The 12029-nt window shown below is 42.1% G+C and carries 9 protein-coding genes; 3 read left to right on the top strand and 6 right to left on the bottom strand.

What is annotated here, in order from left to right:
* Window positions 1-123: 123 nt before the first annotated feature.
* The gene (locus ED312_RS23015; protein WP_123218373.1) at window positions 124-387 is read left to right on the top strand and encodes a hypothetical protein; all 264 of its coding nucleotides are present in this window, start codon (window positions 124-126) and stop codon (window positions 385-387) included.
* Window positions 388-430: 43 nt separating this feature from the next.
* Here the strand turns inward: ED312_RS23015 and ED312_RS23020 are convergent, their stop codons facing one another.
* The 4 genes from ED312_RS23020 to ED312_RS24010 form a co-directional block, all read right to left on the bottom strand.
* A complete protein-coding gene (locus tag ED312_RS23020) occupies window positions 431-1816 on the bottom strand; it encodes a redoxin domain-containing protein (RefSeq protein ID WP_123218374.1) in 1386 nt (461 codons plus the stop codon).
* A 25-nt stretch (window positions 1817-1841) separates the two neighbouring features.
* Window positions 1842-3224, bottom strand: a complete 1383-nt coding sequence (locus ED312_RS23025; RefSeq protein WP_123218375.1) for a RagB/SusD family nutrient uptake outer membrane protein — start codon at window positions 3222-3224, stop codon at window positions 1842-1844.
* Window positions 3225-3235: 11 nt separating this feature from the next.
* Complete coding sequence (locus ED312_RS23030; RefSeq protein WP_123218376.1) at window positions 3236-6241, bottom strand: SusC/RagA family TonB-linked outer membrane protein; 3006 nt, start codon at window positions 6239-6241, stop codon at window positions 3236-3238.
* Between the two features lie 66 nt (window positions 6242-6307).
* On the bottom strand, window positions 6308-6481 hold the full coding sequence (locus tag ED312_RS24010) for a hypothetical protein (RefSeq protein ID WP_170164609.1): 174 nt from the start codon (window positions 6479-6481) through the stop codon (window positions 6308-6310).
* Window positions 6482-7231: 750 nt separating this feature from the next.
* On the opposite strand from ED312_RS24010, the gene ED312_RS23035 reads away from it, so the two are divergent.
* Entirely contained in the window at window positions 7232-7735 is a 504-nt protein-coding gene (locus tag ED312_RS23035) for a hypothetical protein (RefSeq protein WP_206363306.1), read from the top strand.
* Between the two features lie 435 nt (window positions 7736-8170).
* Complete coding sequence (locus ED312_RS23040; protein ID WP_170164610.1) at window positions 8171-9496, top strand: TlpA family protein disulfide reductase; 1326 nt, start codon at window positions 8171-8173, stop codon at window positions 9494-9496.
* A gap of 364 nt (window positions 9497-9860) precedes the next feature.
* On the opposite strand, the gene ED312_RS23045 is transcribed toward ED312_RS23040, so the two are convergent.
* On the bottom strand, window positions 9861-10721 hold the full coding sequence (locus ED312_RS23045) for a hypothetical protein (protein ID WP_123218379.1): 861 nt from the start codon (window positions 10719-10721) through the stop codon (window positions 9861-9863).
* A 218-nt stretch (window positions 10722-10939) separates the two neighbouring features.
* Window positions 10940-11848, bottom strand: a complete 909-nt coding sequence (locus ED312_RS23050) for a CPBP family intramembrane glutamic endopeptidase (protein WP_123218380.1) — start codon at window positions 11846-11848, stop codon at window positions 10940-10942.
* Between the last annotated feature and the right edge of the window lie 181 nt (window positions 11849-12029).

Consider the following 12029-nt stretch of genomic DNA (forward strand, 5'->3'; position numbering starts at 1 on the left):
TTACTCTACACCAAACCCGAAAAAACGAATACTGCCCGAGTATAACATATGTATTGCGCAATACATACGGGGGAAGCCGAAAACCCGGAAGACAGAGTAGGCGTTAATCTAAATTTTTAAATCATGAAATATTCCAGAAATCTGATGATGGCTGCGGCCTTTGTAATTGCTGCCGGAGGTGCCTTTGCTTCGAGTATCCTTGCTCCCGCACAGGATGCCTGGAGGGAATCGGCAACTACTCCATGCCAGGCTGCTACGAAGCCTGCCGTATGTACTTCTACGAATCTTAATGATCCGATTTGTAATGAAGTAGAAAACGGAGAAAATTTCACTTATTACCAGGATAGTGGATGTTCTGCCGCATGGCACAGGCCTCAACCTGATTAAACAGGGAGGATTGGTGAGCATTCACCAATCCTTTTTTTTGGCCTTAATCCTTTGGGTCCCTGATCACGATAACCTTCATGTTCTTCTTTCCTTTCTCCAGTATTAATCCTCTTTCCCGAAGCGCTGTTCTATATCCTTTAAAATCGCCCAAAAACCCTTCCAAAGAAATGTCAATGTTCCCGGTAATCCCGGTTTCATCAATAAATGGTGGCTGCAACTGGTTGCTGCCCCATAAATCTATGATTAAGTGATGTACGGGCCGATTAACCAATTTTAAGCCGGAATCACTTCTATCTCTTTCAGGCTTTCCGCCTTGGGTCTGTAATTCCCGTTTGATCTTTTCCGAAGCTATTGTCAATTTCCAGCACGGCATGGGCCGGGTTTCTACCTGTACATCATATCCGAAATAGTTTTTCAGGTCCCTGCGCATTATTTGTTGTACGTATAACGGGTCACGGCTTTTGTTTTCTGGCACCTTTAGTCGGTAGCAATACACCCCCTTTTCCGCTTCCCTGTCAAATTCGAATGCCGAGGAGTCCGTAACCTCCAGCACAGGTCTTGCCCAAAACTTTCCGTAGCTGGTATTCTTCCTGTCATAGGGTACAGACCGAACCGTATCGGTATAGGCCAACCTGTATAAACCTTCTACAGACACATTATCCATCCGGAAACCACTGTGTTTCTCAACCAGGGAGGGCGCAAAACTGGATGGAAAAGCCGTATTGTATACAGCCCTGTTTACGCCTGTCAGTTCTGATCTGTACAGGACCCCGGTCGTTTCCGTATCCTCATTTTCCGCGGCGGACTCTTCTTGTCGTGCCATGTTTTCTTCCTCTTCCCGATTCGGTTTTTTGAAGAGTTTTAGTTCTTTCCCGGCTATAAAATCCTGTATATTCTCCGCTTTTACCTGTGCTCCCGAGGTAATAGCTTTGACCACACCTTCTCCGTCTATCCATACCACATGAGGCACGGTTGTTACCCCGAACTTATCAAACAGTTCGGCCGTATAACTTACAGGTAAATTGAGTTTATACCTTTTCCGAAATCTCTCATACACTTCCCGGACTCCCTTATTTTTGCCATCTTCCCGGCTTACCAGCATAAACCGAACCTGGTCTCCGAACTGCTCTTGTAACCGGTTCACTTTCGGGAAACTCGCTATACAGGACCTGCAGGACCTGGTCCAGAAATCCAGGATCAAGGGTTTTCCCTTAAAATCTTCGAGGGAAGCTTGCTCTTTATGGTAATAGGTTATACTCCCAAGCGTAAAGGGAGGGCACGGTTTTCCTATCTCGGGATAACCATCCCCTTCGTTTTTCAGCTTGTCTGCGACCTCAGCCTGTTCACGGCCCTGCTTACATCCCAGCAAGATGAATGCCAGGAAAAATACCGCGCTTATCAGGTTAATTCTACGTGTTATATTTGTCATTACAATTACGGTTTTTAACTAATTGTTATTCGTATCCCGGGTTTTGCTCCATATTGGGATTGTTCTGAATTTCGGCATGTGGGACAGGGTACAATACATCGGTGGGCTGCCATCCCGGTTTTACTGTTCCCAGTACCGTACCGGCCCTTCCCGTACGTTTGAGGTCGAACCAGCGATGCCCCCATTCGGCAAAGAATTCCACGCGTTTTTCCCGGAACACGGCATCCAGCATTTCTGCCTGTGTAGCTGCCGTAGTATTGGCCAGGCCGGCCCGGTTGCGGATGATGTTCAGATCTTTCCCGGCCCCGGAGATATTACCCTGCCGTGCCCTGGCTTCTGCACGGACCAAGTATAACTCGGCCAGCCGGAAAACCATATAGTATTCGGAAAGTTCACTCCCTGTTCTTACCTTGTATTTGTAGGGATAATAATAGGTGCTGTTCCCTGAGATAATACTCCCTGTCCATCGCGTTTTCCGGATATCTCCGGGTTCAAAGGCATCTATGACCCGGTGGCTCAGGGCAGAATTGGCGGGGGCCGCCGTAAGTATAAAACTGTATCCTTCTACCGTGTTCCTGTTGCCTGCAACGGGCCTTAGCTGCCAGATAGCCTCTGTGGAATTGGCCAGAAATACCTTGTCCGGGTCTTCTTCCAATTCATATATCCCGTGAAGGTCTATGACTTCGGTTGTCATGGTTTCGGCATTAAGCCAATCGCCCGAATACAGGTAAACCCGGGCAAGCAGCGCTGTAGCGGTATGACGATTAGGGCGAATCCTTTCCCCGGTAACATAAGTAGCTTCCAGTAATTCCCGTGCCTGTTCCAGGTCGGCTATAAGCAACGGGTAAACTTCTGCTTCGGGTAATCTAGAAGCCAAGGAATTTTCGCGGTAGTCCGTAGTGGTTATATAAGGTACTCCTCCAAACCAGTTAACGAGGTAAAAATGACAAAAAGCCCGTATAAAAAGGGCTTCTCCCCTTAACTGCCGCCTGATTACCGGGGAAATCCCGTTAGCGTTTTCCAGCCCTTCCAGTACGGCATTGGCATGATAAATATAATTATACGGCTCGCTCCATAAATTCCCCACAAAATTGTTGGTCGGGGACAGTGCATTTTCATAAAATTCGACCTGGGACATATCGGTCGAAAAATTGTCCAGTTCATCGGCCGATAACCCGCCCCATAAGGTTGTCCTGTAATTGGCAAAACCTCCGAAACCACTCACCATACGACTGTAGATCCCGGTAACAGCAGCCGTAGCCGTTTCATCCGTAGTGTATACCCGGGTTCCTATGAGTTCTGTCTTCGGCACGCCTGTTTCGGTAAAGTTTTCACAGCAAAACACTATTCCGGTAATTGGCAAGAAGTAAAGCCAGTGTTTTATTCTTTTCAGCATGTATAATTTCATCTCTTGTCGATTTATAAAGTGAGTTGTACGCCAGCAGTAAGCATTTGCAGCGGAGGAAGTCTCATACTGGTACTGTACTCGGGGTCTAAACCTGAGTAGCCGGTGATGGTGAGCAGGTTTTGACCTTGTACATACACCCGGGCTTTCATCCCGGACAGGTAACGAGCAGGGACGGTATACGACAGGGACACGGTTTTTAAACGTATAAAGGAGGCATCCCCTATGGTGTTGTCCCCGTAAAACAGGCTTTGGTTAAAGGCAATAGTTTGTGCTGAAGAAGCACTTTGAGTAAATGGCTGCACATTAGAAACATCGCCGGGCTGCTGCCAGCGCTCCATAACCTCAACCGGCTGATTGACGGATGTACCCGGAACGGAACGGGTAGCAAACAAGGAGGTATTCCCCGTTTGCCGGACAAACTGGAAAAAGACATCCAGCTGAAGGCCTTTATAAGAAAGGCTATTATGCATGCCCCCGAAAAAATCCTGTTCTATGGCTTTAATGGCCTGCAGATCGTCGGGGTAGGACACGCGGCCATCCCCGTTTACATCCTCAAACCGGTATATTCCGGTCTGCGGTTCGATACCGGTATACCGGAAAGTTTTCCGGATATTCAGCGATTTCCCTATGGCATAAGTATTGGTATAGCCCGAATTTTCCAGGCCCGGATATTCGAGTAACTTATTACGGGGTATGGTGATATTGACCGAAGTGTCCCAGCTGAAGTCTTCCGAGCGGATATTCTGCGTATGAAGCGCTATTTCTATACCGGTATTCTGTACAAGAGCGGGTAAATTGGCCTGTATGGAGGAAAAACCGGTCACCGGGGGTAGCGACAGCCCAACCAGCTGGTTAGACGAGCGGTTACGGAACCAGGCCGTACTGAGCGTAACACGATTGTGGGCCAAACCGAGCTCCAGCGCTATTTCCAGTTTTTTATTGACCTCCCAGCCATACCCGGGATTAAACAGGCGGGTGGGGTATAACCCGGCATGGTCCTGATAAGGGACTGTTGAGGAATAGGTATCGAGATAACCGTAGTCCCCGATCTGGTCATTCCCCGATGTGCCGTAACTGGCCCTGAGCTTGCCAAAACTGAGCAGGGAATTTTTTAAAAACCGTTCTTCCGAAAATATCCAGGCCAATCCTACGGCCCCGAAACCGGCAAATCGCTTTCCCGGTCCGAACCTGCTGGAACCGTCTCGCCGCCCGGTAAGGTTCAGGATATACCGGGAATCCCAATTAAAATTCACCCGTCCGAAAACAGCATGGTAGTTATATTCGGAATACCCGGAATTGGAACGGATAGTTCCGGCAGACGCCACATCCTCCAACAGGGCATCGCTCGAAAAACCGGAAGCATACACATACAGACTTTCGTTTTTTGTTTGCTGAAAAGTGCTTCCGGCCAAAATACGGAGCTCTCCCCGGCCTATGGTTTTGGCATATTCCAGCCGCGGTTCGACAATCCAGGTTTTGGTATTCTTATTTCCAAAAGTGGAATTGGCCTCTTCATAAGACAGGGAAAGCGGGTGAATGGAGCTCCAGGGGGTAACCTGAACATCTTTGGCCCGGATACTGGTATATCCCATTCCCACTTTTGCCCGAAGCCCCGGAAGGAATTCATAATCCAACCCCACATTGCCTATGAGATTGTCCGTACCGGTAGTGTATGTCCTTCGCAGAATACTATAAGGATTATTAAACGAACCGCCTTCCGGCCCCCAATTCAGGTTACCGTTGTTATCGTAGACCGGTGGCGCCACCGGGGGAAGAAATATAAAAGAGGTGATATCCCGGGACATCAGGTTATTATCTTCTGCCGCATAGTTTACAGAAACCTCTGCCCGAAACCTGTTATCTTCCGAACGGTGTGTAAGGTTTAAAAATCCGGAGAGTTTCCGATAGCCAAAATCCCCGGGAAAAACGGTAGTCTCCTTACGGTATCCTCCTCCGAAACGAAAAGAGGTCTGTGCATTGCCCCCGGAAACCGCTCCCCGGAGATCCGTGAGGTAAGATGTTCCTCCTACCAGTTTTTTTTGCCAGTCGGTATACCGCGAGGTATCCCAAAGCAAGAGGTCGCGGGCATTTGCCGGTGTTGGTTCTACCCCGTCATTGGCAAAGGCTTCGCGGCGCATTTGCAGGTACTGCCCGGTATCTAACAAGTCCATAAAACGGCCCACGCTGCCCGTTCCGGATTGTATATTCAAATCCAGGGAAGCTTTTCCGGCACTTCCTTTTTTGGTAGTAATGAGCACCACCCCGTTAGCCCCGCGTGAACCGTAAATGGCTGTGGCATCGGCATCTTTTAATACTTCTATACTCGCTATGTTATTTACATCCAGACCGTTCAGGGAATTTCCACCGTTGGTTATAAGGTTACCGAAGGCGGAAGACGGCTCTGAAGGAAACGGCACCCCGTCTACCACATACAACGGGGCATTACCCCCGGCAATACTGTTTCTTCCACGTATTTGTATATTGAAGTCCCCGCCCGGAACCCCGGTGTTCTGCTGTATATACACCCCCGGCATCCGGCCCTGCATGGCCGCCAGCGGATTGGACACGGGTTGTTTGCCGATGTCCTCCGCATTTATACGCGAAATACTCCCCGTCCTTTCCCTTTCCTTTACCGTATAATACCCGGCATTGACCTCTACCCCTTCCAAGGCCATAATGTCCTCTTGCATGGTTACATGGACATCGGTTTTTCCAGCAACGGCTACTTCCTGCATTTTAAAGCCTACGAATGAAAAAATCAATATATCCGTATCTTGTACGGCCATAGTATACTTTCCGTTTTCATCAGACATGGTGCCCGCTTCCCGGTCTTTGATGATAATATTAACACCGGCCAAGGGCAGACCTTCCTGGTCGGTTACGGTTCCGGTAATTTGATGTTGAGCAGTAGACTGAAGGGGTGGTGAAGCTATAAGCGATACGGGCAGGCTAAGAAAAATTAAGACAATAGTAATGGGGCACCAGCAGGGGAACCCCGCTAATGTGGCGTGTTTCATAATTCTAATATTTGAGTGTTAGCTAAAAAATCCTGTGGGGTTTCAGGTTGTTGGTTGAAAGTTAAGCTATACGTTTTGCCTTCTAAACCTGACCGGAGAAGTGAGGGTCTCCAGTTTTTGCCAACACTCCAGGAGCTCTTCGTTAAGGGCTTTGTGCGTTTGTTGTAGTTCGTGAAAGGTTGCCATTTCGGCGCTCCACTGTTGCTGAAGATGCTGTAGTTTTTGCTGCGATGCTTTCATAATGATAATGTTAGTGTGTTTAGCATGAAAAACCGACCCTCATACCATCTTCCGTTTGCAGATCAAGGAAAAACAAACTATTTTTATTGTCATTACGAGTAACTAATAAATTAAGTAGTCTTTCCCCTGTCGCAAGCTGTATGTTTCTGCGAGCACGGGGCCGGTGGTAGCGGACAGCAGCCAGTAACTGGCAAGCATGGTGTATAACGCCCCTGCTTTTGCTATCCGGCAGGTTTCTTAATTATTTCGTCAGCCCGGCGGACAGATAATGTTCTTTGTTAGGATGAGATGAGCGAATCGAAGCCATACCTCATTGAGATGGAATTCAACGCTTTGGATGTAGTCTAAAATCGCTCTTTTCATAATCGTTATAATTATGATTGAACGATGTTCGTCTCGGAGTATGCTATAAAAAACCACTTAAAAAAGCAAGGGGCGGCCGCACACTTTAGACTCGAGGGTAACCAACCCAGTTGCTCCTAAACCTACACGAGGTTCGTGGAGAACTCCACCTAAAGTTAACGTGCGACCAACCCACATGCTCTATACAAAAGTATAAAACTTTTTCAAGCATGGGGCGATCTGCACGGTCCCCTCGGTGGAAATATTGGTTGTTTACGAGCCGAGAAAACATCGTTAATCATGGCATTTAGCCGTGACTTTCAAATCGCTTGTGCAAATATAGATGAATAATTCCATTTATGCAAATAAAAATAAAAGAACTTGACGTAAAGTCACTGTAATATGAATGTGAGCGAATTACTTTTAAAAGAGATTTCCAATTTTGCAGATTATGTACAATCCAGAAAGAAACTTCTTGGCTTGTCAAATTTAGCTCTAAGTCAGAAAACAGGAGTATCGGATGGAGAGATTAGTAAAATCATCACCAAGAAAAGAAAAAGCGTATCGCTCCATTCCTTCTATAATATCGCTGTCAATACAGGCGACACGATTAAAAATGTACAGGATGCTGTCTATACTCACCGCAGTTTGGAACTAAAGAAAAAATACAAATTGGAAAAGCGGACCAATTTCGGACTATTTATGCGAGAGGAGTTTGAGGGAGAAAACACTTTTGAAATAATCCAAGCCAGGACTGGGATAGAGAAACAACGATTAATCGATATCTATTTCAATACCGGAGCACCTGAGCCCTATGAATTTCTACTTATCGAAAAAGCCGTGGGAAAAGAACCCGGTGAAATGATGAAAGCGTATATTGAAAAATATCCTGTCAGGAAAAGCAAGAAGTGATATAAGAGGAAATCTCCCTACTGGTCCTCGTTCGGAGCACCGTTGAAACGAGGGCCTATCGTAGAAGCGTTTGTGATGCACTCTAAAAGAACAATGCTAATTGAAATGGGAGCCCGTTATAAACGAACACTAGATAGGGGGTAATAAAAAATTGGCTCTCTTTGCAAACGAAGTTCAACAATAAGTTTCGGGAATTACATATGTTATGGGAGGCAAGCAGTGAATTGTGTATATTTGAGTACTACGGAGCATTTAAATATGAACTCGTCTTGAGTTGTTGTATTTGAGCGAAAAGTCATGCTTTTGTTCACTAATGAAGTAATTTTGGAGAAGCATAGCAGCGCTACGGTTCGAGAAAATTCCGAAATTAGGGGGCAAAATGATGATTTTGTAGGTAATAGAACAACTCAAGACAAGTTCTATATGTTATATGATATGAAACAATTAATTTATATAATTTTTATAATACTCATTGGATGTAATAATTCAAAAACTGATTTTACAGCTGATTTAAATACTCAGGATGGATATGGAATATTTAGGCCTGGGAATGTTATTCTATGGCCCAGTCAAGACTCTCTAAATTATCGAAATGTTCCCAAAGATATCAATGAGTATGTTGTAAGAAGTCTGCCCTTGCAGGCTGACCAATACTTTTGGAATAAATATGTAGCTAAAGAAATAGGGAAAGACCAGTTTGAGAAAATATCAAAACATTACAACATTGATACAACAACATTAAGTAATAAATACATTGATTGTGAAGTTTTGATTTTGATTGGGACACAACAAAGCAAGAGGATAATAATCGTCGATTCGGATAACGATGGAGATTTTGGGGATGAGAAAATTTTCGAATATGAATATCCTTTAAATAATCAGAAACAAAAGGAAATACAAAGCGCTCTACCACAGGTTTTAACTCAATATGAATATTTCGAGAATAACCGGGTAAAGACCAAGGAGATTAAGATAAAACCAAGCCCATATAAAGGTTCGCTCGGGTTAACATTTAATACTGAAAATCAAATTGAAAAAAAATATTATCTTTTTGCGAGTTTCCCTGAATTTAAAAAAGGAAACATCAATTTAAATGGACAAGATTTAGAAATATTTGTGTCAAATGGTTTTTCAAGAGTAAATTATCCTAATGGTGAGGTTTCATTATTTTTAGCTTCAAATATAGATTCATTGCCATCAGAATTAAAAGGTGATATTCCTTACCAAATTGGAGATGTATTTAATGTAAAAGGTCATGATTATTTAATAGACTCTATTACGAATTGGGGTGATCGATTATTTATAAAATATGTGGGGCTAAATTCCAAATCTACAGGAATTAATGAAGGATTCTACATACCAAAATTTAAAGCAAAACGTCTTGATAACTCCATTTTTGAATTAGAGCACTATCCAAACAATTATATTCTACTAGATTTCTGGGGAACATGGTGTAATCCTTGTATTAAGCTGATACCAGAATTAAAACAAATAAATTCCGAATTTTCTAAAGATAAATTCGTATTGGTAAGTGTTGCTTTCGATAATGATCCTAAAAAGGTTTCAAATTTTATCAGCAAAGAAAACATGAATTGGGAGCATATTTTCGTAAATCAAAATAAACAAGACAGAAACTCATTAATTGAAAAATTAAAAGTAACGAGTTTTCCAACAACAATATTAATTGCTCCGGACGGAAAGATAATTGCAAGAGATAAAACTATGGATGAATTAAGAGAAATATTAAAAAACGCTTTGTAGTATCCTAATAATAATTCATGAAAATCAACTATCCGCCGTTTTATTGACCTCCCAAGGATGACTAGTCACTTATTCTTTGCGCTCATAAGCTTCCTTAGATTTATAATCTGAATAAAAGACAAATAAAACAACCAAAAACTTCACTATAACAGAGGTAAAAGCTACATGAATTTGCCATATCCTGGAGGCGAAACCAATTAAAAGGAGGCCCAGCAAATATTCCGACAAATCCGATAGTTGAAACAGCTGAAAGAACAACGCTTGGATCTATATCATCGGGTCTGTAAATTAAACTCTGTCTGATTGTTCTCCCCTGCGTGGGGTTGTAATCCTCCCTAAATAACTACGATTATTATTGTGAGGGTTATTCGCATGTATTCTTTAAATGGAATTTTCCATCTTCGTCAGTCTCCATAATATACCCGTTCTCTAACATATACCTAAAATCGGATCTGCCATGTAAATGCCATAATAAATATCCGTACTCACATTTGCTCTTAAAATTCCCATTTTTAAATTCTCTTTCAGCTATTGGGATTAATTTCTCTACCATACTAAATGGTGTATGAATAAGAATTATGATAGGGTTAAAATCTATATCTGTTCCTCCCAATTGCTCTAGTCGGTCTATTGACGGAAATCCATATTGATCGATTATGGTAATCATTTTTTGGGTGTTGATGGAATCATTTGGATTAATAATAGTTTTCCATATTTCATTTTGAACCTTCATCGACAAAGTATCTATGTCAGACATATCGATACTATCAGAACTTGATTTAAAAACACTATACTCTACATAATTTCTGAGACTCTGATCTAATTCATACATCAATTTTAATTCTTTAATCAAATCATCTGCATTTTGTTTTAATAAAGAATCCTTGTCTGCCTGAGCACTTAATTTGATTAATGATAAAGCGAAAAATAAAAAAGAAAGAAAGAATTTTGAAATTCGCATAATATAAATTAATTGCAGTAAATATACCAATAGTGGTGTGAATTTACATACAATTATTGTGAAATACCCGCTTTCCATAGTGTTGTATCCTTTGCGAATGTCTCTAACCTCACAGTCTATGATGGGAACAGATGGGGTTTTGATCCCTGGATAACCTGAAGATCTTTGTACGGCCGTATTAAAAATGCTTTCGGTATGCATGACCCCATCACCCGGAACTCTTTCAAAGATTTGTTCCAGGGGGTAATGTTCCACATGTGGCATGGGTCGATGATAAGGTTGTGTTACCGGGAATTATGACCACGGTAAATGCCGAAAAAAAATAGAGGTAACAGGGTTTTATCGTGGAAATGTAATTTGCCATAATGGGTTAAACACCGGAGAGCATATATACAATAGGAAGTAAGAGAAGAAAAAGCGGAACAGTACTTTTTGGGGTAAATTCCAATTATCTTAAAGAAATGTGTTCATGATAATAGGATTTAGGGGAATGGTTGATTCACAGGGGTAATTGATGCCGAAGTCTTACATACTCCAAAACAAGAATATAAAACAATACTTACTATTAACATGGCCAGAATCCCGGATATTCCTACCGGGCTCCAGAATAAATCACTACCACCTTTCAAATAAAGTAAAATTATTGGAGCTGTGGCATTAATACTTCCATGAAGAAATGCAGGAGTTAGGACGGTATTGGATTTATATCTTAAGAAAGAGAAGACAAATGTTGCTACAATACAAAAAACTATCATGAGCAATGACCCCAGAATAAAGTCGCTTTCGAAATTATATCCTAGAAATATTATGGGCATGTGCCAGATGCCCCAGATCATGCCAATAAGTATATTTTTCACGAAAAAATTAGATTTAATATTTCTCAGCAAATAACCACGCCATCCTAGTTCTTCTCCAAGTGTAAAAGGAAGATTAATAAGTCCTCCAATTGTACTTCCAAAAAGGGAGATAATTATCAGTAGAATAAATGTATTCTCAGGTATTTTTACATTTCCAAAGTTAGCTATCAAACCTTTGTCCGCAAGGTTTTCTATAATCTCCTCTTTAGAAAAAATCAAATTACCAAATCGTTCAAATGACATTATTTCTCCAAACAAATAGATTAGAAGAAAAACCAAAGAATTGAATATTACAGCAATTAAAGGAGCTATTAAAAACCATCTATAATCAATTTTTTTAAGGTTAAAATATGATAATAATCCACCTCTCTTAAAACGCTCCATAATTAAGGTAGCAATTGCAGGGCCAGGCATATACCATAGTGCTGTAACCAAATAAAAAGTTAACGATTCTGTATTGGTTTCTTTAAGAATAAGAAAACTCGACCAGCTGATGATAAAAGTCAGGGTTAAATATAAAATTAGTTTTTTCATACTGTTTTTAATTTCCTGTTAGGAAAATGGAGCCAAAGATCTTTGGGATCAATAGAAATACCAAAGCTGCGGACATAGACAGGAAAAAGATTGGTAGACCATATACTAGACTCATCGTAAAATGAAACATCCATGATTAAATTTTAAACACACAGGGGAATGATTATTTTGGACCAAACTT

The organism is Sinomicrobium pectinilyticum, from assembly GCF_003725735.1.
In the GTDB taxonomy this organism is placed as follows: domain Bacteria; phylum Bacteroidota; class Bacteroidia; order Flavobacteriales; family Flavobacteriaceae; genus Sinomicrobium; species Sinomicrobium pectinilyticum.

Coding starts and splice junctions, on each gene's coding strand:
- ED312_RS23015 (WP_123218373.1), top strand. CDS start 124: ATGAAATATTCCAGAAATCTGATGATGGCTGCGGCCTTTGTAATTGCT.
- ED312_RS23020 (WP_123218374.1), bottom strand. CDS start 1,816: ATGACAAATATAACACGTAGAATTAACCTGATAAGCGCGGTATTTTTC.
- ED312_RS23025 (WP_123218375.1), bottom strand. CDS start 3,224: ATGAAATTATACATGCTGAAAAGAATAAAACACTGGCTTTACTTCTTG.
- ED312_RS23030 (WP_123218376.1), bottom strand. CDS start 6,241: ATGAAACACGCCACATTAGCGGGGTTCCCCTGCTGGTGCCCCATTACT.
- ED312_RS24010 (WP_170164609.1), bottom strand. CDS start 6,481: ATGAAAGCATCGCAGCAAAAACTACAGCATCTTCAGCAACAGTGGAGC.
- ED312_RS23040 (WP_170164610.1), top strand. CDS start 8,171: ATGAAACAATTAATTTATATAATTTTTATAATACTCATTGGATGTAAT.
- ED312_RS23045 (WP_123218379.1), bottom strand. CDS start 10,721: ATGCCACATGTGGAACATTACCCCCTGGAACAAATCTTTGAAAGAGTT.
- ED312_RS23050 (WP_123218380.1), bottom strand. CDS start 11,848: ATGAAAAAACTAATTTTATATTTAACCCTGACTTTTATCATCAGCTGG.